Here is a 22,847-nt window from a genome sequence, read left to right as displayed (position 1 = left end):
GTTCAGGCTGCTGTCTGCGTTCGACCGGCGTGAATTTCGGTCCCCGCCTTATGCTTTTGCCGCGAAGTCGAGAGCCATGCGCCGCCATCCACGCCGAACACCTGCCCCGTGATGAAGCGGGCATGATCCGAGCACAGACCCAGAACTGCGGCGGCGACGTCGCGCTCGCAATCGCCCATCCGGCCCATCGGCCGCGCGGCGTCGCTCTTGGCGGCGAGCGCAATATTTTCAGCGCTCTGATTCTTGTAGGTCTTGTAGGCGCGGCTGTCGCCGGCGGGCAGGATGCAGTTGGCGGTGATGCCCCAGCCCCCCCATTCCTTCGCGGCCGAGCGGGTCAGCGACTCGATCGACGCCTTCGTCGTGTTGTAATCCGACGAAAGGAACTGGCCGAACAGGTTCCAGTGCGACGAGAAAGTGACGATCCGGCCATTGCCCGACTGCTTGAGATAGGGCAGCGCCTCCTTCATGCACCAGAGCGTCTGATAGAAGCCGGTGCGATGGACCATTTCATAGTCGCTATCGGGCTTGTCCTCGATCGATCGCAGCTGTGCTATGCCTTGCGCATTGCAGACCAAAATGTCGAGCTTGCCGAAGCGCGTAACTGCTTCGCGCACCACGCCGCGCACTTGATCCTCGACGCCGACATCCGCGACGATGAAATGCGCGCGCTCCGCCGCGCCGGGAATGTCGGCGACGATGATCGCTTTGTTTTCGGCGTCCGCGCCCGGTGTGCGCGAGCAATAGACGACCTTCGCGCCTTCGCGCAGGAAGCGCAGGACGATGCCCTGGCCGATGCCGGCGGTCCCGCCGGTGACGACCGCGACTTTTCCCGCCAGTCGGTTATGCGTTTTCATCATGATCCTTTCGGGCTGGGAACGACATCGTCGCGATGGGCGGCGGCATCCGTCGCCCGGCCTGCAAGGTCCGCGAAAATGCCCAGATGCGTAGTCTGGCCGCCATCGACGGTGATGAGCTGACCAGTGATGTAGCGGGCCTTGTCGGACGCCAGAAAGGCGACGGCATGGCCGATATCCTCGGGCGCGCCGATGAAGGGCAGCGCGTTGTGCTTGAGCGTGAGCGCGAAGAATTCCTCGCTCATCCGGCTGGTCGTCGGCGTTTTGATGAAGCCCGGCGCGACCGTGTTGCAGCGGATGCGGCGGGCGCCAAATTCAGTGGCGATTGACCGGCTAAGTGCGTGCAGCCCCGCCTTGGACGAGGCATAAGCGGGCAATGCGCCGAGCGACAGGATCGCGGCGGTGGACGATATGTTGACGATCGACCCGCCGCCGCGCGCGATCATGGACGGGATGGCGTATTTCGCCGCCAGCATTGGCGCGCGCAGATTGATGGCAAAGGTCCGGTCCCAGGCGTCCGCCGTCATTTCCGCGATCGATCCAGCATTGGCATGGCCGTCCCCGGTCATGGCGAGGATGTTGGCGAGGATGTCGATGCCGCCGAAGCGCGCGACCGTGCGATCGATGAGAGCGCGGATCTGCGCTTCGTCATTACCGTCGCAGGCAAAGAAGTCGGCTTGTCCACCAGCGGCGATGATCGCGTCGGCCACGGCCCGCGCGCCATCGCCATCACGGTCAGCGACCATGATCGCGGCGCCGTCCGCCGCGATCAGCCGCGCACTCGCCGCGCCGATGCCGCCAGCGCCTCCGAAGACAATTCCCACCCGCTGCATGACGGGATCTGCACTCACAGCGAGAACCGCTGGCGATAAACAGCGAAAATCTCGTCAATTTCCTCCTTCGTGATGCCGAAGGGGGCAAGATCATAGCTGTGCCGGCCATAGCGGTCGGCGCGATTGCCCGGATCGGCAAGCCAGCCCTGCATTGCCTCCTGGAACGCCGGGCGGACGGGCATGTCCCACGCCTGATAGGCTTTCGCTACCAGCGCGGCGGGATCTGCGCTCAATTCCTTGAACGAAACGTGCAGCACGCGCGGATCATCGACCATCGGACTCGCGATCGCGCGCTCCAGTCCGGCGGCGGCGCGTTCCAGCACGGTGCGGCCGACGCTCGTGAAATCCTGCGTCCAATTGGTCATGGACCCGTAATAGGATGCCACCATGTTCAGCATCGAGGGATAGACTTGCGAGGGCGCGCGGTGCGGCCAGATGCAGAGCGCGTCGGGATATTCGGCCAGCAGAGCCTCAAGTGCCCATTGATGATAGACGCCCTTGCACACCCAATGACCCGTCGGCTGCCGCCATTGCATATGTTGCAGGAACTGGCGGTGGAAGCGGTAGGCCCCGGCGGCGTCCTTCGCGCCGACCCCGGCCGTCACGCCCGGCACGCGGTAGAGCAGCGTCGGGTAGCAATTCTGAAAATCCAGCGCGAAGACTTCCTCATCCTCGATCAGTGTGTCTTCATATTTGTCCCAATAGGGGTGAAGTTTCAGCAGACCGGGCGACACCTCCAGCATCTGGATAAGGTCTTGGCGCACACGATCGATCCGCATCTGCGTGACCGGGCCGGCGCCGGGAGGCGGGGAGGGCGAGCGGGTGTGCAGCGCCAGCGGTGTGCGTGCGCCCTCGTCCAGCGCGAGCAGCGCTTGCAGGATCGTGGTGCCGGTGCGTGGTGCGCCGACCACGAAGATCGGTCGCTCGATCCGCTCCGCCTCGATTTCGGGATACGCGATGCGGTCCGCTGCCATTTCGATGCGGCTGGCGATGAGCTGGCGCACCTGGCGCATCCCTTCGATCGTCGCGTCGGCGCGGGTAGGGATGATCGCGCGGACCAGTGTCGCGATCCGCTGTTTCAGTACATCATCGACCAGACCGAAATAGCCCGCGGTCATTTCCGCCGTTTCGATCAGCCGGACAATCGCGCTGTCGGGCCATTCCTTGCCGGGATGGCGGTCACGCGCCGCAACTGCACTGGCAGACATCGATACCTCTTCCGAATGCGGACCGGTATTCGCACTGCGCGTCCGATCTGTGGAACCGGCTTACACCCTGATACCAATACAGGACAAATGTACTCTATGGATCAGTACATATGTGATGATGCTGCGAGACGCTATTCCGAAGACGATTCCAGCCTGTGCCGGACATGCCCAATCACGCGCAGCAGGCTCAATCGGTCACGAACGCCCAGCGAGTGTAACACATCCAAAGCCGGGGAGGGCGACGACGCGCGCGCCTCGGCAAGCGCGCGGCCCTTTTCCGTGAGCGTCAATGCGGGCGCATCCATGTTTGCGTCGATCAGGCCCGCCCGCACCAGCGTTGCCACGACCTTCTGGAACATGTCGGGCGAAAATCCGCCCAGGCGACGCAGCGCCTCATGTTCTCGCGATTCCGGCCGATCCAGACCGGCAAGCATGTCCAGCAGCATCAGCTCCGCAAAGCTAGGCGTTTCCGACCGGCGATCGCCCTCCTCGGCCGCACTCAGGACCGCGCCGGTGCCGGCGATCATCAATGCCAGCGCGCGCACCTCCACTGCGGTCGGCAGTGGATCGCGGGCGGTTGCGTCGTTTCCCTCGACGTCCGCAGGCTTAATGTCGAAGCAAGGGCCTGGCGCCAGCCGTCCATTGGCCCGCCTGACCAGAAATTCTGTCTCCACCAGGCGCTTGGCAACGCGATCGGCCCAGGCGCGCGACCTGTATCCCCACAGCTCGGCGAGACCTGCCCGGCTGGGGATTTCGCCAGTGTCGGAATAATAGCGCAGCAGCGCCGACATGGCGGGACGCAGGTTCAGCGAGTGCATGGCGGCACGCTATGACATGGCGATGACTGGGGCAATCGCCGGGTATTTTCTTGATCACAAGCCCGCACGTCAGGTCGCGGGCCGCGTCATTGACCAGAAATGCGGGCCGCCGTCCGCCACATCCCACTCCTCAGATACGTGAAAACCCATCGCGCGATAAAAGGGGAGGTTGGCAATATTGGCGGTTTCGAGATAAATGGACTTCCTGGCGGTGCGGGCCAAACCCGCACGGATAACGGCAGCCCCCCACCCGGCACCCTGATGGGCTGGCTCACATGCCGTTACATGCAGATACCAGAATTCTCCGAGTGGTTTATGCATGGCCAGCGCGTGAGTCAGCGCAGCGGTGCGTGAGATGTCGGCCGGTGTCTTTTCGGTTTGCGCCGGGCGATCGCCATGAGCGAAAAACTGCCAAAGACTTGTGGCTTCACAGCCCGTCGTCGTCAGTCTTATGCCTGTGACGTTCTGATCGAACAAAAAGCGGAAGCTGTTCACTGCGCTCACGCTCCGCGCGTTTCGCTCGGGGTAGAGCCACGTCATGCAGGGATCGTCGGCGAATGCTCTGCTGAACATACCCGCCAGCATGTCCCGATCAGCGTCTTCAGCGTCCCGAACATCGCGCATGGCGATCAGCTCCTATAAAGCGTGCGGGCCAAATCGTAGCGCTTCATCACGTTATCAGATGTTCCGCCCGGCCAGGATCAGATTGGCCGCGTGCCAGGCCGACGCCATGACCGGCCCATTGGTGTTGCACGACACCATCGCGGGCATGATCGACGTATCCATCACGCGCAGGCCATCGACCCCCTTCACCCGCAGGTCGGAATCGACCACCGCGTCAGGGAAATCGCCCATGCGGCAGGTGCCGCAGGCATGATAACCGGCATTGCCCTTCGCCCTGAACGCATGGATGATGTCTTCATCCGACTGCAACTGCTCGCCGGGGTCGATTTCCTTTTCGATCAACGCTGCGATCGCCGGCTGGCGCATCCATTCGCGCACATAGCGGAACATGGCGACCGTCACCTTCTGGTCGTAGGGGTCGGTCAGATAGCCCGGCCTGATCAGCGTCGGGCCGTTCGGCGCAGAAGGATCCAGTGCGATCGAACCTTCGCTCTTGGAGCGCAGCGGATAGCCGAAGACGTGAAAGCTTTCATTATCGTCCGGGACCATCGTGCCGCGCGCATCGCGCACGACCACATAGGGCGCCATCAGCACCTCTATGTCAGGGGTTTCCGCATCTGGCAGCGCTTTGGCGAATCCGCCCGCTTCATAGGCGCCCGCCGCCATCGGTCCGGTGCCGAACAGACCATAGCGCAGCACGTTGCGGATCAGGCGCGGCCCGCGGAACTGGCGGTTTTGGCTCAGGGGCCGGGTCAGGCAGTAGCGCATCATCAGCAGCCGATGCTCCAGCATGTGCCGGCCCACGCCGGGGCTGTCGGCGATGACATCAATACCCGCCGCGCGCAGATCGGCGGCCGGCCCGACGCCCGACAGCATCAGCAGGCGCGGAGACAGCAGCGCGCCCGCGCTCAGGATCGTCTCGCGCGCGTGGAAACTCTTTCTCTCTCCTTGGACGGTCGCTTCGACGCCCACGGCCCGCCGGCCCTCGAACAGGATACGCTCGACCGGGGCGTCGGTAATGACGGTCAGGTTGGCGCGCCGGCGCGCCGGCTTCAGGAACGCGCGCGCCGCGCTCATCCGCCGGCCCTTGCGGATAGTGCGGGTCGCATAGCCGACGCCAAGCTGTTCCGGCCGGTTGAGGTCGGCGACGCGGGGCAGGCCGAGTTGCTCGCCGGCGTGAATGAAAGCTTCGCTCAAGTCACTGCGGTCTGGCGCGACCTGTACGCCCAGCGGACCGCTGCCGCCGCGCACCTCGTCCTCGCCCAGTTCATGGCCTTCGATCGCCTTGAACGCCGCGCCTATCGCGTTCCAGCCCCATCCCTTGGCACCCATCGCTTCCCAGCCGTCATAATCCTGGGGCTGGCCGCGGAAATACATCATCCCGTTGACCGAGGAGGACCCGCCCAGCATCTTGCCGCGCAACCATGTTTCCTCCGGCGTGTCCCCATCGGGCTGGGTCTTGAAATACCAGACATGGCGCGGGTCGGTGAAAAGCTTCGCCGCGCCCTTGGGCATGTGGATGAAGGGTGATTTGTCCTCTGGCCCCGCTTCGATCAGCAGCACTTGGTTCGCCGGATTTTCGGACAGCCGATAGGCAAGCACGCAGCCCGCCGACCCCGCCCCGACGATGATATAATCCCATGTCTTCACTGCGCGGCGGCTTCTGGGACTTGCGCGGCCTGACCCAGCGCGGCGCGGATCGTATCGCCCACCAGCGTGCGATGGTCCTGGGCCACTTCGCGCGTGTCGAACATGCGGTTGTGGCAGAAAGCGACGGCGAGGCCGCTGTCCAGATCGGCCCAGCCGATATTGCCGCCCATGCCCGGATGGGACAGCGCGCGCGGATTGCGCGGCGCTGACACTGGGGGATTGTCGCCGCCCAGCCAATAGCCCGACCAGGCGATCGGCACCTTCATGCCGAAAAAGACGGGATCGGCATCGTCGAAATGCGGGCGCGGCTGCGTGAAGCTTTCGACGCGGTCCGCCGAGAGTAGGCGCACGCCCCCCAATGTGCCGCAATTGGCGAGCATCGCCCACAGCCGCGCGCAGGAGCGGGCATTGAAGATGCCGCCGACCGCGCCGATGGTCGCGCGGCGCACGAAGGGAAGCTCGAACACATGCGGCATCAGGTCGACCTGAAGCGGAGTTGCCTCGCGCATCGCATTGCCGTCGGGCGCGACATAGACAGATTCGGGATCAAGCGTGGCGACGCGCGGCTCGACCGCATCGTCGATGCCGACCCACAAGTCGTCGGCGCCGAGCGGCAGGGCGATCTCATCACGGATGAACTGGCCGAACGGGCGGCGCTTGGGATCGGTGCGGCGCACGATTTCGCCGGTCAGCCAGCCGAAGGTCATCGCCTGATAGGAGGACCGGCTGCCTGCCGGGTAGCTCGCCGGCATCTCGGCGATTCGCCGGCACATCCAGTCCCAGTTCGTCATCAGTTCGGGCGTGACGTCCGGCGGCATCCGATAGACGCCCGAAACATGCGACAGCACCTGGCGGACGGTGATGTCGCCCTTGCCGGCGGCGGCGAATTCTGGCCAGTAGGTCGCAACCGGCGCGTCATAGTCGACCAGCCCGCGCTCTACCTGCATGTGCACCGCGGTGGAGCACACCGCCTTGGTCACGGAAAAGACGTTGAAGAGCGTGTCCGGCGTCACGGCGACATTCCCGCCCTTTTCCGTCACGCCCGACCAAGCGTCCACAACGCAGGTTTCACCCTGATAAGCGCAAACCTGAATGCCGATTTCGCTGCCTTCGGCCACCAGCCGGTCGAGCAGGGCCTGCACCGCGTCTTGCGCGGGTCCGGTCGCGAGCGCTTCCATTCACACCTCTCCATATATAGTAGCGCTATATAGCCATGCCTGCCGGTTCCGGGCAAGGCGTGCGATCGAACAGATAGTGGGGGAATATCCCGCGAAGCGGCAGGCCCCGAAGCCAATTCGGCAGCGGATCATATATATGATCGGGCACGGCCGGACTAGCCACGCCCCCGCGCGCGCCGATAACGCCGGACATCGCAACAGGCGGCTTATTCAGGAGGCATTATGATCGAAGTAGAAGATCCAAACGCTCTGGCGGCGCATATCGGCCAATGCCTGGGCAAGAGCGAGTGGCTGACCGTCGATCAGGCGATGATTACGGGCTTTGCCGAGAATACCGGCGATGACCAGTGGATTCATGTCGATGTAGAGCGCGCCGCGCGCGAATTGCCGAGCGGCAAGACCATCGCGCACGGCTATCTATTGGTGTCGCTATTGCCGCGCCTGAACCGGCAGGTGTTCCGCGTCAAGAATCGCAAGCGCAGTCTGAATTACGGCCTCAACAAGGTCCGCTTTCTCGGCCAGGTGCAGAGCGGCGACCGGGTTCGCCTCAGCCAGGAAGTGAAATCGGTCGAGGCCACCAAAGGCGGGCAGTTGGTCACCTTTTCCGCCACCATCGAGATTGAGGGCAAGGAAAAGCCTGCGCTGATCGCCGAGACCATGACGCTGATGTTTGACAGCTGATCGCCGCCTGGGTGGGACCGGGGCAGCGATCAGGCCCCGGTCGCCAGGAAGCTGTCGATCCGGGCGTTCAGCCGCTCCACCATCGGCCGTTCCGCCAGTTCGACGAAATAGCCCAGCTGATCGACGGTATCGAGATGCACGACCGCGACTTTGCCGTCGGTCGTGGTCGATTCGAAGCAGACTTCCACGCCGGCAGGACGCTGGCCGATATCGTCGGTCACAAAGCCCAGGTGAAAAATGCCTTCGCCTCTTGTTTCAAGCCATTCGCGGGCATTGGCAAGGCCCTCACCCGGTTCGATCATCTCCAGATAAAGGTCGCCCCAGCGCGTGAAGGCGTTGCGGTTGGCGATGGTGCCGGTCCAGTCGCGATAGCGGCCCTGATAATGGGTATCGAGCCGCCAGAATGGGCCAAGGCCGAGCAGCGAACGATAATGCGCCATGCCCTGTTCGAGGTTCCGCACGACGACGCCGATCTGATAGAGTTCGGCCTTGAGGCCACAGGGTGCGGGGCTGGTCATGCTGATCTCCGTCAATCCGTGCCGAACAGCCGGGGCAGTGACCCGGCGAGCGGGGTCGGCACATGGCCATCGCCATGCGGCCAGTCGATAAAGCCCGATGCCGCGCTGGTCCCGCCATCGACATGCAGGTCGATGCCGGTCACCGCCGAAGCAAGGCCGGACGCCAGGAAGAGGACGCCGTTCGCCAGCTCCTCAGGCAGCGGCGAGCGGCGCATCGGCACGTACATGTCGCGGCCCGCCGGCTGTATTTCAGCGGGCAGATCGCGCAGGCGCGCCACCATTTCCGGACCGAGCGCCGTCATATTGCCCCGTGAAGGCGTGGTATCGGGAACGACGCAGTTGCACCTGATGCCTTCCGCGCCCAGTTCCACCGCCATCGCCTTCGTAAAATTGGTCGTGGCGGCCTTTGCGCCGGCATAGACCGAAAAGGTCGCCGCGCCGCGGTGCGCCTCGATCGTGGTGAAGCTGATGATGCTGCCACCGCGCCCGCCACGCCGGATCAAGGGGATCGCGCGTCGATAGGACTGGACGACATAGCCATAGTTACGGCGAATATCGCGGGCGTCCTCTTCCACCGGGCGATCGAGCAGCTTGCCGCGCCGGGTGCCGCCCGCCAGATTGACGACGATGTCGAGGGTGCCGCTCTGCGCCTCTACCAGCGTATAAAAGGCATCGACGTCGGCTTCGCTCAATACGTCGCAACGCTGGCCGGTGACGGTCCGACCCAGTGCGGTTGCGGCCGCGCAGGTCTCGGCGAGTGATTCCTCGTCGACATCGGCGATGAACAGATCGACGCCCGCTTCCGCCAGCGTCAGCGACACGGCGCGACCGATGCCGAACGCGCCGCCAATGACCGCTGCCGTGCGACCGCGCAGCGCCATGCGGTCTTCGAGCGATGCCATCATGCGCCGCCCTCGCGCCGGGCGAGCAACGGGCGTTCGTAAGAGGTGTCGTCAGTGTCGCGCGTGCCGGGGCCTGAGGCGTAGAAGACCTTGCTGTAATTTTCGGTCATTTCCCGCCCGGTAAAATATCCGCTGATTTCGTTGATGCAGACGCGATAGGCGATCGCCCAGCGCCCGTTGCGGCGCTCGAATTGGTCGATATAGCGGCCGAAGGCGAGGGTCGGCGGCCCTTCGATATTCTCGCCCCAGAAGCAATAATAGGATTCGACATGCGCACTGTCCCCATCCAGCTCGATCGTCTCGTTGCTGATGCGGTGCTGGTGGCGCAATTGCACGCGCTGATGATAGCTGCGCGCCCAGTCGACGAAGGTTTCGCGGTCGCCCTGGGTGACGCCATGATCGTCATACCCGTCGGGATGATAGGCCGAAAGCATCAGGTCGCGATCCATGCGGTCGATGCCCCGGCTGTAACGGAGCAGGCAATCGCGAATCGCTTCCTTGTCGAGCAACTGGCGCAATTCCGCATCACTGGGCCGTGTCGTCATATCCTGCTCCCTTAACGCTTGCGCGGCGTTCGATGCCGCGTCGTCGCATTGATATTTATCCGTGCCGGTCTGCCGCTCCGCCAGACAAACTTCGCCTGATGCGGCAAATGTTCACGTACCTGATATGCGGGGCGGGGGGCGATCCGCCATTTGAACCGGTGCATGGTCGTGAGATAGGTGATGGATATGAGCAACAGACCGATACCGGATGCCGCGACGCAGCTCGCCATCTATCGCAAAATGGCCCTTATCAAGGCGAATGACGAGCGGAGCCGCAAGGTGATCCGCGCCGGCAAGCTGGTCATGCCTTATTATAGTCCGCGCGGGCAGGAAGTGATTCCGAGCGCAGTGTCGTCCTGCCTGACCGACGACGATTATATCTGCACTATCTATCGCGGCACGCATGACATGCTGGCCAAGGGCGTTCCGCTGAAGGAACTGTGGGCCGAACTGGCGGGGCGCGTCACCGGCACCTGCAAGGGCAAGGGCGGGCCGATGCACATCACCCATCCCAAGTCGGGCGTGATGGTCACCACCGGAATCGTCGGCAGTTCGATGCCGATCGCCAACGGCCTTGCCTGGGGATCGCAGCTGCGCGGCGACGGGCGGGTGACGATCGCTTATTTCGGCGATGGCGCAGCCAATATCGGCGCGTTCCACGAGGCGCTGAACCTGGCCTCCGTCTGGAAGCTGCCGGTCATTTTCGTGTGCCAGAATAATGAATGGGGCGAGCATACCGCTTACGAGAAGACCAGCAATGTCCGGGTCGCCGATCGCGCCGCGTCATATGGCATTCCGGGTCACCGGGTCGATGGCAATGATGTGTTTGAAATGTATGCCGCGGCGCGCACCGCGTTGGATCGCGCGCGCGCCGGGGAAGGGCCGACGCTGATCGAGGCGATGACCTATCGTTTCTTCGGCCATGTGTTCGGCGATGCCGATGGCTATATGGACAAGGATCGCAAGGCGCAGGCGATGGCGAACGACCCGGTGCCGCGCTTCCGCCAGATATTGATCGAGACGGGGGTCGCGACCGAGGCGCAGCTGGCCGAGATCGAGGCCGGTTTCGAGGCCGATCTGGACGAGGCGGTCGAATATGCGATCGCCAGCGATTTCCCCGACATCAGTGAATTGCAACGCGATGTGTTCGCGCAAGGAGTGACGGTATGAGCCGCGGAGCAGCGATACCCGAGGGTAAGTCGAACATCCTCAAGTCGGTGAATGCCGCGCTGGCGGACGCGATGCGCGAGGATGAGTCGGTCCTGGTCCTGGGCGAGGATATCGGCGACACCGAAGAGGGCGGCGTGGTCGGCGTGACGCGCGGACTTTCGACCGAATTTGGTGATCATCGCGTGCGCACGACGCCGATTTCGGAGCAGGCGATCATCGGCGCGGCGATCGGCGCGTCACTGGTCGGTTTTAAGCCGGTGGCGGAGATCATGCTGATGAACTTCACCACCGTCGCGATGGACATGATCGTCAATCACGCCGCCAAGCTGCGCTTCATGTCGGGCGGGCAGACAAATGTGCCGATCGTCATCCGCACGATGACCGGCGCGGGTTTTGGTTCGGGTGGCCAGCATTGCGATTATCTGGAAGCCTGGTTCGCGCATACTGCTGGCATCAAGGTCGTCGCGCCGTCCAGTCCCGCCGATGCCTATGGCCTGATGCGCTCGGCGATCGACGATCCCGATCCGGTGCTGTTCATCGAAAATCTGCCGACCTACTGGAACCAGGACGACGCGGCCGATGCGGGCCATCGTGTGCCGATCGGCACGGCGAATGTGCTGGCTCAGGGGTCGGACGTCACGATCATCGCTTATGCCCGCATGATTCAGGAAGCACGGCCCGCGATCGCCAGGCTGGCCGAGAACGGTATCAGCGCGGAACTGATCGACCTGCGCACGATCGCGCCTTGGGATCGCGAGACCGTCATCGCCTCAGCGCGCAGCACCGGGCGCGTGCTGATCGTGCACGAAGCGGTCACGCCCTTCGGTGTGGGCGCGGAAATCGCCGCAGTGCTGAGCGAGGAACTGTTCGGTAGGCTTAAGGCGCCGGTGAAACGACTTGGGGGCGCATTTTGTCCCGTGCCGTTTTCCAAGCCGCTGGAAACCGCGTTCGCGCCGCGTACCGACACGATCGTCGAGGCCGCAACGGCGCTGATGCAAAATAGTAAGGGGTAGAATCAGATGGCCACCGAAATATTGCTGCCGAAGATCGGCTTTTCGATGAATGAAGGCGTGCTTGCCGAGTGGCTGGTTGCCGATGGCGGGCAGGCGACCGAGGGCGAGCCGCTCTATGCGTTGGAGAGCGACAAATCGACGCAGGAAGTCGAAAGCCCCGCGACCGGTACGCTGCGCATTTCAGCGGTGCCGGGCGAAACCTATCAGGTCGGCGATATTCTCGGCACGATCGAATAATAAACAGGGCATAAAATAGAGGAGAGCGGGATGCTCTATCATCTGCATGTATTTTCGTCGGCCAAGGACGGTCAGGACGAAGCGTATAACCAGTGGTATGACAGCACGCATTTGCCTGACGTCACCGGATTGGACTGGGTGAACAGCGGCAAGCGCTATCGCTTGGGTGCGGGAGACGCCGCGCGCTACCTGGCGATTTATGAGGTCGAGGCCGATGCGCCGGGCGACGTCGTGCCGAAATTGCGTGGCGCAGCTTCAAGCATGAGGATGAGCGACACGCTCGATCCGTCGACCGTGTCCTTCCGCGTGTATGAGGCGCATATGCCAGTCGCGTGAATGCGACGGGCATGAGTGGAGGGCGGGCCATGCCAGCATCGGGGACTTATGAATCGGTCGTGCTCGACCGGATCGGGGACGGCGTCGTCGTGCTGCGTATGCACACACGCGGCGGACCCGCGCTCTGGTCGTTCGTCGATGGCCTGCATCTGGAACTGGGCGACGCTTTTGCGGAGCTGGCGGCCGATCCCGATTTGCGCTGCTTGATCGTCACCGGCACGGGCGAAAGCTTTTGCGCCGGTTTCGACATGACCGGCTATCCGCCGCCGGCGCTCACGCAGGGCGCGTGGAACGAGACGGTGCGTCAGGGCCGCGCCTTGCTCGACAATCTGTTGCGTATCGAAGTGCCGGTTATCGGCGCGATCAATGGCCCTGCGACGATCCATGCCGAGATCGGCCTGCTGTCCGACATCGTGATCGCGGCCGATGACACACTTTTTCAGGACAAGCCGCATTTCCCGTCGGGCGTGGTGCCGGGCGATGGCGTGCATATCGTCTGGCCGCTGTTGCTGGGGCCGAACCGGGGGCGCTATTTCCTGCTCACCGGGGAGACGATCGACGCGGCCGAGGCGCATCGGCTGGGAATCGTCGGCGAAGTGATGGCGCGCGACGCGCTGATGCCGCGGGCGATCGAACTGGCGCGGCAGATCGCGCAGCGGCCGGCAGCGACGGCGCGCTTTGCCCGGCTGGCACTGACCCGCGACCTCAAGCGCCGCCTGTTCGAAGATCTGGAATATGGCCTGATGCTGGAGGGCATGGCGCTGCTCAGCCGCTGAACGGCGGACGAAGCGGGCGCGATACGCGAAGCATCACAGCATGTTTCGCTTTTCCCTTTGTCGCGGGCCGAGCGACCTTCACAAAGACGCTAGGGAGAGTGTCCATGCGTGCAGCGGTATTTAACGGCGTCGGTCGTCCTTTCGACATCGAGGATCGGCCCGATCCGACGCCCAATGCGGGCGAAATCATCGTGAAAGTCGAGCGCTGCGGCGTGTGCGGCAGCGACCTGCACATGACGTCGGGTCATGGTGGAATGACGTATCAGCCCGGCAGCGTGATCGGCCATGAATATGCGGGCGAAATCGTCGCGCTGGGCGCGGAGGTCGAAGGCTTCAAGGTCGGCCAGCGAGTCACATCTATCCCGCTCGCCGGATGCGGCCGGTGCGAGGCCTGCGTCGCCGGTCACCCGGCGCTCTGCCCGCAGATGAAGGGCTATTCGGGCGGCTATGCCGAATATGTGCGTTGCGCCGCGTCGGGCACGATCCTGCTGCCGCAGACGCTGTCGATGGAGGACGGCGCGCTGTGCGAGCCGCTGGCGGTCGGCCTGCATGGCGTTGCTATGGCGCAGATGCCGCCGGGCAGCCGGGTTGCGGTACTGGGCGCGGGATCGGTGGCGCTCGCAGCCATTTTCTGGGCGCGGAAACTGGGTGCCGGGCGGATCGTGGCGGTTTCGCGCTCCGATCGCCGCGCCGCGATGGCGCTGGAAATGGGCGCGAGCGCATTCGTGCAATCCGGCGAGGGTGAGATCGAACGGGTGACCGAGGCATTGGGCGGCCAGCCTGATATCGTGCTGGAATGTGTGGGCGTACCGGGGATGCTTGATCTGGGCGTGAAGATGGCGCGGCGCAACGGAAAGGTAGTGTCGCTTGGTTTCTGCACCGCGCCCGATCCGATCAATCCGGCAATGGCGACGTTCAAGCAGGTGAGCCTGCATTTTTCGATGCATTTCACGCTTCGCGAGTTCCAGCATGTGGCCGACACGCTGGATGCCGGCCATGTCGAACCGCGGTCGATGATCACGACGCGCGTCGGTCTGGACGAACTGCCGGCAGCGATCGAGCGGCTGCGCGGGGCAAATGAGGACACGAAGGTTCACGTCGCGCCCGGCCAGTAATTGACAGGAGCGTAGATGCGTTCCTAATTATGATATTTGCATTAACATTATTCGGAAGGTCCGACCGTGGTAGACATGACGATCATCAATCGCGCAGGCGACGAGACCGCGATTTCGGTGAATGAAGGCATCACCCTGATGGAAGCCATTCGCGATAATGGCTTTGACGAACTGATGGCGCTGTGCGGCGGCTGCTGTTCTTGCGCGACCTGTCATGTGCACGTCGATCCCGCCTTTGCCGACCGGTTGCCGGCGATGAGCGAGGATGAGAATGACCTCCTGGACAGTTCGGACCATCGCGACGCCAATTCCCGCCTGAGCTGCCAGTTGCCGGTGACAGAGGAAATCGACGGCATCCGCGTCACGATCGCGCAGGAAGACTGACAACTCCCGCCGGAAAGTCTCGGCAAACCCGGTTAGCGCCCGCTGAAGCGGGCCGGACGGCGCTCCTGAAAACTCGCCAGTCCTTCCTTCGCGTCGTCAGAGGCGCGAAGGAAGCTGCGCACTTCGTCGAGCCGGGCCACGGCGGCCTCGAAGCCCTCCATCTGCGCGAGACGGGCGTTGGCGCGAGTTTCGATGACCGCGAGCGGGGCCGCCGCGGCGATGCGTGCCGCGATTGTCATTGCGCGTTCACCCTGCGCGCCAGGCGCCACGACTTCCTGCACCAGTCCCATCCGATATGCTTCCTCGGCGCCGAACTCGTCACCGGTCAGCAGCCAGCGCATCGCATTGCTCCAGCCGGCTGCCGCCGGCAGGCGGAAGGTCGCACCCGCCGACGCCATGATCCCGCGCGTCGTTTCGAGCACGGCAAAACGGCAGTCGCTCGCTGCAATCACCACATCGGCCGCAAGCATCATTTCGACGCCGAAGGTGAAGCTGATCCCCTGAACCGCCATGACCAGCGGCTTGCGCCGATAAGGCGGGCGAATGTCGCAAATATGCGGCAGATGCGCGGGATAAAGCGTACCGCCCGCGTCCCACAGCGCCGCCGCCTTTGCGAGGTCGAGACCGGCGGTGAAATGGTCGCCCTCCGCCACGACCAGCGCGCAGCACGCTTCGTCGTCGGCGTCATAATCCGCCAGCGCCTGGCTGTAATCGGCGATCATCGCGGGGGTGAGCGCATTGCGTTTCGCCGCGCGCGCGATGCGGATGACCATGACGCCCGCGTCGCGCTCGATCAATATCCGGCCGTCGTCCATCGCGATCCCCTTCAGACACTATGCGCCGACGAACTAGCACATCCTGCACCGGACCGGGGCTTACGACCAACGATTTCATATTCCTGATGATGTCGGTGCGGCTGTTCGGTTTGCCGCCCAACCCATCTAAGGCAGGGGCAGGAGATTGAAGTAGATGCGTGACTGGAATGCGATGAGCGATGAGGCGTTTCGCCAGGCGGCGATCGACTTCATCGAAGCGGAATGTCCTCCCTCGATCCGGTATCGGGAAGAGCGGCCGCCGTGGACCGAGCTGGATCCGTGGTATCAGGCGATGTCGCGGCATGGTTGGCTCGCGCCGGGCTGGCCGGTCGAGCATGGCGGCATGGGCCTGTCGCCATCCAAGCGTATCATCCATATGGAAGAATGGCTCAAACAGGGCGTGCCGCGCGCAATGGAGCAGGGCGTGCTGCTAGCTGGGCCGGCGCTGATCGCGCGCGGAACGCAGGAGCAGCGCGACTATTTCCTGCCGCGAATCCTGTCCGGCGAACATCTGTGGTGCCAGGGCTATTCGGAGCCGGGCGCGGGGTCAGACCTTGCCGGGCTGCGTACCGAAGCGCGGATCGAGGGCGACGAGTTCGTAATCAGCGGTCACAAGGTGTGGACGTCCGGCGCGCTCGACGCCAATTATATCTATGTGCTGGCGCGCACTGACAAATCGGTGCCCAAGCAAAAGGGCATCAGCTTCATTCTGGTCGATATGAAGCAGCCCGGCTTCACCGTGCGGCCGATCCCGACGATCGACGGTGGCGCGGAATTCGGCGAAGTCTTCATGGACGAAGTGCGTGCGCCGCTCAAAAATCTCGTCGGCGAACTCAACAAGGGCTGGGGCGTCGCCAAGGGGCTGCTGGGGTTCGAGCGCATGTGGGCGGGATCGCCGCATATGGGGCGAACCGCTTACGCCTATCTGCTCAAGATCGTGCGGGCGCGCGGGCTTGAGGATGATCCCGTGGTGCTGGACCGCGTGGCCGAACTGAAGCTGGAGCTGGAAGATAATAGCGCCATGTATGAAGCGCTGTCGAAGGAGGTGGGCGGCGGCGCGGCGATCGGCCTGGAAGCGTCGGTGCTGAAGATTGCGTCGACCGAAACCTATGCCCGCATCGCCGAACTGACGGTTGAGCTGGCGGAGGAATATGGCGGCATGGACGGCGAACCGATCGGCGGGGTTCGCCTGTTGCACAATTATCTGAATTCGCGTCCACCCACCATTTATGGCGGCACCGTGCAGATTCAGCGGAACATCCTCGCCAAGGGCGCGCTCGGCTTGCCCAGCTGATCACATTGACGAAAGCGGAAGATTTCGATGTCCAATGCCGATAATTCACTGGCCAACGAACTGCGCGCAAGCGCGGAACGTTTCGTCGCCGACAAGTCCGATCATGCCCGCAACCGCGCTCTGCGCAAGTCACTGCCGGGCCATGACGCCGCCCTGTGGGACGAGATCGTCGCGATGGGATGGCTGGGCATCGTCGTGCCCGAAGCGGATGGCGGCATCGGTCTGGGGCTGCCGGAAATGGCCGCGATCGTCGGCAGCCTGGAAAAGGGGCTGTTGTCCGGCCCGTTGATCGAACTGGCGGTTCTTGGTCCCCGCGCGTTGGTCCATGCGCCGACCGGCGACATGCGATCCACTTTGCTGTCCGGCGTCGGCGACGGTTCGGTGCGCATCGCACTGGCGATGGGAAGCAATGGCGCGCTTCCCGTCGTTACGGGCGACGAGGGCACGCATATTTCGGGACAATGCGCAGAAGTCGCCGGTGGCGCGGCGGCGACCCATTTCCTGATCCCGGCGAAAATCGGCGACGTGCTGCGCCTGGTCGCCGTGTCGGCGGATGCGCCCGGCCTGTCGCTGGCACCGCACTGGCGCGCGGACGGCACGCCTTTGGCGGCGCTCAGCCTGGATGGCGTAGTGATCGACGATGCCATGCTGATCGCGCGCGGGGCGGATGCGCACGCGGCGATTGCGCGCGCGCTGGACGAGACACGGATCGTCGCGGCGGCGGGCCTCACCGGCCTCAGTGAACATATGCTCGCCATGACCATCGATTATATCAAGGTCCGCCAGCAGTTCGACGCGGTGATCGGCAGTTTTCAGGCGATCCAGCATAAATCGGTCGATCTCTATATCCAGAAGGAACTGGCGATCGCGACGCTGGGCCAGGCGCTGGGAGCGGACGCCGGCGATGCTGCCGCGCTGTCGCTCGCCGCGATCCGCGCCAAGGGCAGGGCGAGCGCCGCAGCCATGCGGATTGGCCGTGAAGCGATCCAGTTGCATGGCGCGATCGGCTTTACCGAGGAGCATGATCTCGGACTCTTTGTGAAGCGGGCAATGGTCTTGTCCGCATGGCTGGGCAATGCGACGGTCCAACGTCGCCGCTATATCGAAAAAGGGCAGGTCTTCGCATGAACATAGAGAACCCCATCCTCGTCGAACGGGACGGCCATATCGCGATCGTCACGCTCAATCGGCCCGACCGCCTGAACGCGGTCGATCACGAGTTGCACATCAAGCTTGCCGACGAGCTGCTGGCATTGTCCGACGACCTGTCGGTGCGCGCGATCATCCTGACCGGCGCGGGCAAGGCCTTTTCCGCCGGCGGCGACATCAAGGCGATGGCCGCGCGCGCGGGGACGGAGCAGGGCATCCGGCACGCGCTGGGCGTCCCGGCGCTGGGGCGGCGGTTGATCCACGCGATTTTCGACGTGGAGACGCCGATCATCGCGGCGGTCAATGGCGACGCGATGGGTCTGGGCGCGACGATCGCGGTGTGCTGCGACGTCAGCGTGATCGCCGAGGACGCCAAGTTCGGCGATACCCATGTCCGCGTCGGGCTGGTCGCGGGCGATGGCGGTGCGGCGATCTGGCCGCTGCTGATCGGGGCGAACAAGGCGAAGGATTTCCTGATGCGCGGGCGCGTGATCGACGGCACGGAAGCCGAGCGGCAGGGCATCATCAATTATGTCGCACCGCGCGACGGCGTGATGGACAAGGCGATGGAGATCGCCCGCGACATCGCCAAACTGCCGCCGCTCGCCGTGCGCTGGAGCAAGGCGTCGGTCAACAAGAGCGTGCGCGCGCAGATCAATCAGGTGTTCGACCTCTCGATCGCTTATGAAGCGCTCACGATGGTCAGCGCCGACCATTGTGAGGCCGCCAACGCCTTTGCCGAAAAGCGCAAGCCCAGTTTCGAGGGGCGCTGATTATGGGCGAAGCGATGGGCGCCGCCGCGATCGGTCAGGTGCTGGTCGAGGATCATGGCGATGGCGTGCGCGCGATCGTCCTCAACCGACCGGAAAGGCGCAACGCCTTTACCAGCGGCATGACCAACCGGCTCCACGACCTGCTGGTCGAGGCGGTCAATGACGACGACGTGCGGGTGATCGTGCTGCGCGCCAATGGCGATCATTTCTGCGCCGGCGGCGACCTTGACGAGATGCTGGCGCGCGGCGCGAAGGACGGGCTGGGCCGCAAGAATAATGTGTGGAAGGAAATCGAGCGCATTCCGCTGCTGCTTGAACGATCTGACAAGCCGATGATCGCCGCCATGCAGGGCGCCTGCCGGGGCGCGGGCGTCGACCTGGGGCTGATGTGCGACATTCGCATCGCCGGCAAGTCGGTTGAATTTGCCGAAACCTACGTCAATCTGGGCATGTTGTCGGGGGCTGGCGGCGGCTGGTTCCTGCCGCGTATCATCGGCGCGGCGCGGGCGCTCGAAATGTTCTGGACCGGCGCCTCTGTTCACGCCGAGGAGGCCGAGAAAATCGGTCTGGTCAGCCATGTCGTAGACGACGCGGAACTGGCCGATCGCGCGATAAAATTGGCGCGCAAGATCGCGCGGCAACCGGTTGAATCGGTGCGTTTCTTCCGCCGATCGGTCTATCAGGCGCTCACCATGCCGCTCTATGGTTATCTCGATATGGTATCGTCGCATATGTCGGTGTTGCGCGACACCGACGATCATCGCGCCTGCATAGAGGCGCTGATGAAGAAGATTGGCCGCTGAAGGACAAGGAAGCAACATGACGGGGATAGTCGGCAGACGATAGGCCGACAGGGGGGCTGGCAGTTGACGCGCAGAGGCTGCTGGGCGCATAACGTGACCGATGCGATGGTCACCGCGCTTTCGCCGCCGTCGGCTGTGCCTGACGGGCGTTATGTTTACTCACCTTTGAATTGCGGTTTGCGCTTTTCGCCGCGCGCCGCCAGCGCTTCCTTATAGTCGAAAGTGGCGTGGGTAGCATTGTTCATCTCAACTTCCGCCTGAAGCTGGCGATCATAGCCATTTTCAAGACCTTCCCACAGGAATCTGCGAACGCCTGACAAGGCGACGGTCGGGCCGGTGGCGAGATCGCGGGCGATCGCTTCGGACTTTGCCCGCAACTCGTCATCCTCGAACATGTCGTAGAGCATACCCCATTGCAGCGCGGTTTCCGCTGTGACGCGGGTGCCGAACAGCAGCATATGCTTGGCCCGCGCCCATCCGATGATGCGCGGCAAAATCCAGGAAATGCCGCCATCGCCCAGCGCCGCGAGATTCTTGGTGAAAGGCAGGACGAAGAAAGCCGAGCGCGCGGCAATCGTGACGTCGCACATCAGCGCCAGCGTCACGCCGATCCCGGCCGCCGGGCCGTTGACTGCGCAGACGGTGGGGAAGGGGGCTTCCTTCAAATGCCGCAGCATCGGGAAGAAATGGCTGTTCATCAACGACACGGCGGGCCGCTTTTTCGTCACCATGTCGGCGCGCTGCTTGAGATTGAGGCCGCCGCAGAAGCCGCGTCCTTCGGCGCGGATCAGCAGCGCCCGGATATGCCGGCTGCGCAATGCATCGATCGCTTCGCTGATGCCGAGCACCATCGGCAGGCTGAGCGAATTGAGATTGTCCGGATCATCGAGGGTCAGCGTGGCGAAACCGCCGTCGTCGATGTCCACCATGATGCGGTCGAATTCGAGATGTTCCATCGCTGCCGCTCCCGCCGTGATTGCCGGGGAACTTTCGCCCGCCTTCGCCATGAAATCCAGCATGACAGGGCGCAGTCAGACACCCATCATCCCTATGATATCGCCGCATTCAGCCCTCGGCAGCCTTGCGCAGCATGACCGCCCGATCGCCATCGCGCACCACGACCAGCCGCATTCCGGCCTTGGTGTAATCGGCAAAGCTGTCGAACGGCTCACGGCGGCCGGGATGAAGCACGCGGATGAAGGTATCGGCATCGACGCTGAACGTCCGCTCGCCCTGACCCTCCACGTCCACAGTAACCGATGCGGGCGTCACTGCCTTCACCGTCGCAGCGATCGCGCTGGGGTTGCGGGCCGACTGCACGCGGGAATCGAAGGTCACGCGCAGGCGATCGGAGCGGTTGGCAAGGCCGCAATGCGGGGTGTGGGGATGCACGATCAGCACGTCGCCGGGCATGTAATCGGTGGTCGCCCAGCTATCGTCGGGCACAGCATCGCGTGGAAAGGGATAAGGCGCGGGCTTTCCGAGATTATGGAAATAGCCGCGATGATTCTGACCGACGGCGACCGCCAAGCCGCCCATCTCGCGCGCGCAGGGGGTCAGCGCCACCCAGACCGGCTTGTAATCCTGGATGCCCGGGCTGTAGAAACCGTCCTGATGCACCGCGCCGACCGCGCCGCCGGGGGGATAAGTGCGATATTGCACGAGCGGCACGGCGCAGGCGGGTTCGCCCAGCACCTTTTCCAGCAGCGCCTGATTGGCGGAATGCTCAAGCAGGCGGCGCGCTATACCTTCATATAGCGGGCTTTCCTCAAGACCGCCCTGCGACGGCTTGCCCGTCCATTTACCGGTGATGTCGCCGGCTTCGACAAGCCCTAGCGTCGCGGCGGCGGACAGCATCGCGTCTCGCGCTTCGGCCACCGATGCGGGATCGAGTACGCCCCGAAGCAGGATATAGCCATTCGCCTTATAGAATTTCTCGAGCGCGGCATGGTCGTCGAGCAGATGATTGCACGCCTGCAACTCGCCGGCGGGATTTACGTCCGTAGGGGACAGATCCTGCGCGTCGGGGCGATTAATGACCTGGCTTATCATATGTTCTCTCCATCGGCCGCAAAAAGCGCGGCGTCTTGGTGAATATGATAATCCCGGCCGCGCACCGAGTCAGGGATGAAATCGATCGAACAGCGGATGGAAATACGCGATCAGGCCGGGTTGCCGTTGTCCGGGGTCGCGCGCGCGGCGGGACCATCCTCGCGGGCCTGCCTGCGCCACTGCATGGGCGACATGCCAGTCTGCCGTCGGAACATCGCGCGAAAGAGCCGGCTGTCGGAATAGCCGACCAGTTCGGCGATCCGATCGACCGATCGCGGCGTCCGCTCCAGCATCCGGGTCGCGGTTTCAAGGCGTAACTTTTGCTGGAAAGCCTTGGGCGACATGCCCAGCGCAGCGCGGAAGCGGCGGTTCACCGTCGCGGTGCTGCACGCCATGATCGCCGCCAGCCGGTCCATACGCACCGGCTCGGTAAAATGCTGTTCCAGCCAGAGCTGGGCCTGCGCGACCGAAGGCTCGGCGGCCTCCAGCCGCTGTTCTTCCTTGTCGATACCGACAACCGAGCGCAGCCAACGGGCGATTTCCGGCGAGAGCGCGCGCTCCATGACGCGAATGATCAATTGAAGATCGTTGCCCAAGCCATTGGCGATCAATATGTCGCCGCTGTCGCCCAGACCCAGCCGGTCATCGAACGCCTGCCGTGGAAATAGCGAGCGGAGCAGCGGATGCAGCGCGCGTGCGATCGGCACGGTCAGCCCACGGGTCAGGCCGGCGGCCATCAGCAGGGTGGACGCCGCGCCGCTGGCCCCGATCACCGCGCCAGCCTGTTGCTGCCGCTTCAGCCAGTCGACCAGTGGCTGATTGTCGGCAAGCCGTTGCTTGAGCTGGCGAAGGCCGCCAACCCGGAAGGCGGGCAGCCAGATGAAGCCGAAAAGCACTTCACCATCGGTCGCGCCATCGGCCTTCAGGCTGGTGCCGTCGCTGAGCATGACCGGTCCGCCATCGATTGACAGGATGCGCAGCCGCGTCTCCATGCCGCCCTTCACCTGGTCGCGATAGATATGGTCCACCCTGTCGCGCGCGAGCAAATAGCTGTCGGAAAAGGCGCCGACGCTGCTGAGATAGGCGCCGGGAAGCGCGATAAGGGCAAAATCGGGCATC

The 22,847-nt window shown here is 63.8% G+C and carries 26 protein-coding genes; 12 read left to right on the top strand and 14 right to left on the bottom strand.

The features are described from left to right. Positions 1–2 precede the first annotated feature (2 nt). The 7 genes from IWY39_RS19030 to IWY39_RS19000 all read right to left on the bottom strand — a co-directional run bounded on the left by IWY39_RS19030 (position 3) and on the right by IWY39_RS19000 (position 7,165). A complete protein-coding gene (locus IWY39_RS19030; RefSeq protein ID WP_107123877.1) occupies positions 3–857 on the bottom strand; it encodes an SDR family NAD(P)-dependent oxidoreductase in 855 nt (284 codons plus the stop codon). Then, the gene (locus IWY39_RS19025) at positions 854–1,687 is read right to left on the bottom strand and encodes an SDR family NAD(P)-dependent oxidoreductase (protein ID WP_107123878.1); all 834 of its coding nucleotides are present in this window, start codon (positions 1,685–1,687) and stop codon (positions 854–856) included. Before IWY39_RS19025 ends, IWY39_RS19030 begins: the two co-directional genes overlap by 4 nt. A 14-nt stretch (positions 1,688–1,701) precedes the next feature. Continuing rightward, a complete protein-coding gene (locus IWY39_RS19020) occupies positions 1,702–2,895 on the bottom strand; it encodes a sulfotransferase (protein ID WP_107123879.1) in 1,194 nt (397 codons plus the stop codon). 131 nt (positions 2,896–3,026) lie between these two features. Continuing rightward, on the bottom strand, positions 3,027–3,713 hold the full coding sequence (locus IWY39_RS19015; RefSeq protein ID WP_107123880.1) for a hypothetical protein: 687 nt from the start codon (positions 3,711–3,713) through the stop codon (positions 3,027–3,029). A 69-nt stretch (positions 3,714–3,782) separates the two neighbouring features. Next, positions 3,783–4,337 (bottom strand): GNAT family N-acetyltransferase, encoded by a 555-nt coding sequence (locus tag IWY39_RS19010; RefSeq protein ID WP_107123881.1) that lies wholly within the window; start codon positions 4,335–4,337, stop codon positions 3,783–3,785. A gap of 54 nt (positions 4,338–4,391) precedes the next feature. Continuing rightward, the gene (locus IWY39_RS24475) at positions 4,392–5,987 is read right to left on the bottom strand and encodes a GMC family oxidoreductase (RefSeq protein ID WP_107123882.1); all 1,596 of its coding nucleotides are present in this window, start codon (positions 5,985–5,987) and stop codon (positions 4,392–4,394) included. Further along, a complete protein-coding gene (locus IWY39_RS19000) occupies positions 5,984–7,165 on the bottom strand; it encodes a serine hydrolase domain-containing protein (protein ID WP_107123883.1) in 1,182 nt (393 codons plus the stop codon). The genes IWY39_RS24475 and IWY39_RS19000 overlap by 4 nt, the downstream gene beginning before the upstream one ends. A gap of 222 nt (positions 7,166–7,387) precedes the next feature. Here IWY39_RS19000 and IWY39_RS18995 point away from each other — a divergent pair, with 222 nt between their 5' ends. After that, the gene (locus IWY39_RS18995; RefSeq protein ID WP_107123884.1) at positions 7,388–7,846 is read left to right on the top strand and encodes a MaoC family dehydratase; all 459 of its coding nucleotides are present in this window, start codon (positions 7,388–7,390) and stop codon (positions 7,844–7,846) included. 29 nt (positions 7,847–7,875) lie between these two features. Here IWY39_RS18995 and IWY39_RS18990 read toward each other — a convergent pair whose 3' ends face one another. The 3 genes from IWY39_RS18990 to IWY39_RS18980 are packed head-to-tail and all read right to left on the bottom strand — an operon-like array spanning position 7,876 to position 9,811. Next, the gene (locus IWY39_RS18990) at positions 7,876–8,364 is read right to left on the bottom strand and encodes a VOC family protein (RefSeq protein WP_107123885.1); all 489 of its coding nucleotides are present in this window, start codon (positions 8,362–8,364) and stop codon (positions 7,876–7,878) included. Between the two features lie 11 nt (positions 8,365–8,375). After that, positions 8,376–9,269 (bottom strand): SDR family NAD(P)-dependent oxidoreductase, encoded by an 894-nt coding sequence (locus tag IWY39_RS18985; protein WP_107123886.1) that lies wholly within the window; start codon positions 9,267–9,269, stop codon positions 8,376–8,378. Further along, entirely contained in the window at positions 9,266–9,811 is a 546-nt protein-coding gene (locus IWY39_RS18980) for a nuclear transport factor 2 family protein (protein WP_107123887.1), read from the bottom strand. The genes IWY39_RS18985 and IWY39_RS18980 overlap by 4 nt, the downstream gene beginning before the upstream one ends. Before the next feature lie 186 nt (positions 9,812–9,997). Here IWY39_RS18980 and IWY39_RS18975 point away from each other — a divergent pair, with 186 nt between their 5' ends. The 7 genes from IWY39_RS18975 to IWY39_RS18945 all read left to right on the top strand — a co-directional run bounded on the left by IWY39_RS18975 (position 9,998) and on the right by IWY39_RS18945 (position 14,842). After that, positions 9,998–10,981, top strand: coding sequence for a thiamine pyrophosphate-dependent dehydrogenase E1 component subunit alpha (locus IWY39_RS18975; RefSeq protein WP_107124051.1), 984 nt, complete (start codon positions 9,998–10,000; stop codon positions 10,979–10,981). Beyond that, positions 10,978–11,994, top strand: coding sequence for an alpha-ketoacid dehydrogenase subunit beta (locus IWY39_RS18970; RefSeq protein ID WP_107123888.1), 1,017 nt, complete (start codon positions 10,978–10,980; stop codon positions 11,992–11,994). Before IWY39_RS18975 ends, IWY39_RS18970 begins: the two co-directional genes overlap by 4 nt. Before the next feature lie 6 nt (positions 11,995–12,000). Next, entirely contained in the window at positions 12,001–12,231 is a 231-nt protein-coding gene (locus tag IWY39_RS18965) for a biotin/lipoyl-containing protein (RefSeq protein ID WP_107123889.1), read from the top strand. Positions 12,232–12,261: 30 nt separating this feature from the next. Further along, complete coding sequence (locus tag IWY39_RS18960) at positions 12,262–12,567, top strand: DUF4286 family protein (RefSeq protein WP_107123890.1); 306 nt, start codon at positions 12,262–12,264, stop codon at positions 12,565–12,567. Positions 12,568–12,596: 29 nt separating this feature from the next. Then, complete coding sequence (locus tag IWY39_RS18955) at positions 12,597–13,343, top strand: enoyl-CoA hydratase/isomerase family protein (RefSeq protein WP_107123891.1); 747 nt, start codon at positions 12,597–12,599, stop codon at positions 13,341–13,343. 104 nt (positions 13,344–13,447) lie between these two features. Continuing rightward, positions 13,448–14,458 carry a zinc-dependent alcohol dehydrogenase gene (locus IWY39_RS18950; RefSeq protein WP_107123892.1) on the top strand — a complete coding sequence of 337 codons (1,011 nt, stop codon included), beginning with the start codon at positions 13,448–13,450 and terminating at the stop codon, positions 14,456–14,458. Between the two features lie 75 nt (positions 14,459–14,533). Next, positions 14,534–14,842 carry a 2Fe-2S iron-sulfur cluster-binding protein gene (locus IWY39_RS18945; protein WP_181316651.1) on the top strand — a complete coding sequence of 103 codons (309 nt, stop codon included), beginning with the start codon at positions 14,534–14,536 and terminating at the stop codon, positions 14,840–14,842. A gap of 32 nt (positions 14,843–14,874) precedes the next feature. Here IWY39_RS18945 and IWY39_RS18940 read toward each other — a convergent pair whose 3' ends face one another. Continuing rightward, complete coding sequence (locus IWY39_RS18940; RefSeq protein ID WP_107123894.1) at positions 14,875–15,657, bottom strand: crotonase/enoyl-CoA hydratase family protein; 783 nt, start codon at positions 15,655–15,657, stop codon at positions 14,875–14,877. A gap of 154 nt (positions 15,658–15,811) precedes the next feature. Between IWY39_RS18940 and IWY39_RS18935 the strand changes: the two genes are divergently transcribed. The 4 genes from IWY39_RS18935 to IWY39_RS18920 are packed head-to-tail and all read left to right on the top strand — an operon-like array spanning position 15,812 to position 19,676. Then, complete coding sequence (locus tag IWY39_RS18935) at positions 15,812–16,951, top strand: acyl-CoA dehydrogenase family protein (RefSeq protein WP_107123895.1); 1,140 nt, start codon at positions 15,812–15,814, stop codon at positions 16,949–16,951. A gap of 27 nt (positions 16,952–16,978) precedes the next feature. After that, entirely contained in the window at positions 16,979–18,079 is a 1,101-nt protein-coding gene (locus IWY39_RS18930) for an acyl-CoA dehydrogenase family protein (RefSeq protein WP_107123896.1), read from the top strand. Then, complete coding sequence (locus IWY39_RS18925; protein WP_107123897.1) at positions 18,076–18,873, top strand: enoyl-CoA hydratase/isomerase family protein; 798 nt, start codon at positions 18,076–18,078, stop codon at positions 18,871–18,873. Before IWY39_RS18930 ends, IWY39_RS18925 begins: the two co-directional genes overlap by 4 nt. 2 nt (positions 18,874–18,875) lie before the next feature. After that, positions 18,876–19,676 carry an enoyl-CoA hydratase/isomerase family protein gene (locus tag IWY39_RS18920; RefSeq protein ID WP_196871680.1) on the top strand — a complete coding sequence of 267 codons (801 nt, stop codon included), beginning with the start codon at positions 18,876–18,878 and terminating at the stop codon, positions 19,674–19,676. Between the two features lie 155 nt (positions 19,677–19,831). Here IWY39_RS18920 and IWY39_RS18915 read toward each other — a convergent pair whose 3' ends face one another. The 3 genes from IWY39_RS18915 to IWY39_RS18905 form a co-directional block, all read right to left on the bottom strand. Continuing rightward, positions 19,832–20,695: an enoyl-CoA hydratase-related protein gene (locus IWY39_RS18915; protein ID WP_107123898.1), complete on the bottom strand. Its 864-nt coding sequence runs from the start codon at positions 20,693–20,695 to the stop codon at positions 19,832–19,834. 46 nt (positions 20,696–20,741) lie between these two features. Next, positions 20,742–21,728 (bottom strand): phytanoyl-CoA dioxygenase family protein, encoded by a 987-nt coding sequence (locus IWY39_RS18910; RefSeq protein WP_107123899.1) that lies wholly within the window; start codon positions 21,726–21,728, stop codon positions 20,742–20,744. Positions 21,729–21,838: 110 nt separating this feature from the next. Continuing rightward, positions 21,839–22,846: a GlxA family transcriptional regulator gene (locus IWY39_RS18905; protein ID WP_107123900.1), complete on the bottom strand. Its 1,008-nt coding sequence runs from the start codon at positions 22,844–22,846 to the stop codon at positions 21,839–21,841. Position 22,847: the final 1 nt, after the last annotated feature.

It is taken from the genome of Sphingobium sp. JAI105 (assembly GCF_015752145.1).
GTDB lineage: Bacteria > Pseudomonadota > Alphaproteobacteria > Sphingomonadales > Sphingomonadaceae > Sphingobium > Sphingobium xenophagum.
Note: the sequence above shows the minus strand (reverse complement) of the source record. Positions and strands in the feature narration are given on the sequence as shown.

Bases quoted from the DNA above. Each gene is read 5' to 3' on its own strand.
- IWY39_RS19020 (WP_107123879.1), bottom strand. From the start codon at position 2,895: ATGTCTGCCAGTGCAGTTGCGGCGCGTGACCGCCATCCCGGCAAGGAA.
- IWY39_RS18975 (WP_107124051.1), top strand. From the start codon at position 9,998: ATGAGCAACAGACCGATACCGGATGCCGCGACGCAGCTCGCCATCTAT.
- IWY39_RS19010 (WP_107123881.1), bottom strand. From the start codon at position 4,337: ATGCGCGATGTTCGGGACGCTGAAGACGCTGATCGGGACATGCTGGCG.
- IWY39_RS18995 (WP_107123884.1), top strand. From the start codon at position 7,388: ATGATCGAAGTAGAAGATCCAAACGCTCTGGCGGCGCATATCGGCCAA.
- IWY39_RS18955 (WP_107123891.1), top strand. From the start codon at position 12,597: ATGCCAGCATCGGGGACTTATGAATCGGTCGTGCTCGACCGGATCGGG.
- IWY39_RS18970 (WP_107123888.1), top strand. From the start codon at position 10,978: ATGAGCCGCGGAGCAGCGATACCCGAGGGTAAGTCGAACATCCTCAAG.
- IWY39_RS19030 (WP_107123877.1), bottom strand. From the start codon at position 857: ATGATGAAAACGCATAACCGACTGGCGGGAAAAGTCGCGGTCGTCACC.
- IWY39_RS18945 (WP_181316651.1), top strand. From the start codon at position 14,534: ATGACGATCATCAATCGCGCAGGCGACGAGACCGCGATTTCGGTGAAT.
- IWY39_RS18960 (WP_107123890.1), top strand. From the start codon at position 12,262: ATGCTCTATCATCTGCATGTATTTTCGTCGGCCAAGGACGGTCAGGAC.
- IWY39_RS18910 (WP_107123899.1), bottom strand. From the start codon at position 21,728: ATGATAAGCCAGGTCATTAATCGCCCCGACGCGCAGGATCTGTCCCCT.
- IWY39_RS18905 (WP_107123900.1), bottom strand. From the start codon at position 22,846: ATGCCCGATTTTGCCCTTATCGCGCTTCCCGGCGCCTATCTCAGCAGC.
- IWY39_RS18985 (WP_107123886.1), bottom strand. From the start codon at position 9,269: ATGATGGCATCGCTCGAAGACCGCATGGCGCTGCGCGGTCGCACGGCA.
- IWY39_RS18930 (WP_107123896.1), top strand. From the start codon at position 16,979: ATGTCCAATGCCGATAATTCACTGGCCAACGAACTGCGCGCAAGCGCG.
- IWY39_RS19015 (WP_107123880.1), bottom strand. From the start codon at position 3,713: ATGCACTCGCTGAACCTGCGTCCCGCCATGTCGGCGCTGCTGCGCTAT.
- IWY39_RS18965 (WP_107123889.1), top strand. From the start codon at position 12,001: ATGGCCACCGAAATATTGCTGCCGAAGATCGGCTTTTCGATGAATGAA.
- IWY39_RS19025 (WP_107123878.1), bottom strand. From the start codon at position 1,687: ATGCAGCGGGTGGGAATTGTCTTCGGAGGCGCTGGCGGCATCGGCGCG.
- IWY39_RS18940 (WP_107123894.1), bottom strand. From the start codon at position 15,657: ATGGACGACGGCCGGATATTGATCGAGCGCGACGCGGGCGTCATGGTC.
- IWY39_RS19000 (WP_107123883.1), bottom strand. From the start codon at position 7,165: ATGGAAGCGCTCGCGACCGGACCCGCGCAAGACGCGGTGCAGGCCCTG.
- IWY39_RS18980 (WP_107123887.1), bottom strand. From the start codon at position 9,811: ATGACGACACGGCCCAGTGATGCGGAATTGCGCCAGTTGCTCGACAAG.
- IWY39_RS18925 (WP_107123897.1), top strand. From the start codon at position 18,076: ATGAACATAGAGAACCCCATCCTCGTCGAACGGGACGGCCATATCGCG.
- IWY39_RS18915 (WP_107123898.1), bottom strand. From the start codon at position 20,695: ATGCTGGATTTCATGGCGAAGGCGGGCGAAAGTTCCCCGGCAATCACG.
- IWY39_RS18950 (WP_107123892.1), top strand. From the start codon at position 13,448: ATGCGTGCAGCGGTATTTAACGGCGTCGGTCGTCCTTTCGACATCGAG.
- IWY39_RS18990 (WP_107123885.1), bottom strand. From the start codon at position 8,364: ATGACCAGCCCCGCACCCTGTGGCCTCAAGGCCGAACTCTATCAGATC.
- IWY39_RS18920 (WP_196871680.1), top strand. From the start codon at position 18,876: ATGGGCGAAGCGATGGGCGCCGCCGCGATCGGTCAGGTGCTGGTCGAG.
- IWY39_RS18935 (WP_107123895.1), top strand. From the start codon at position 15,812: ATGCGTGACTGGAATGCGATGAGCGATGAGGCGTTTCGCCAGGCGGCG.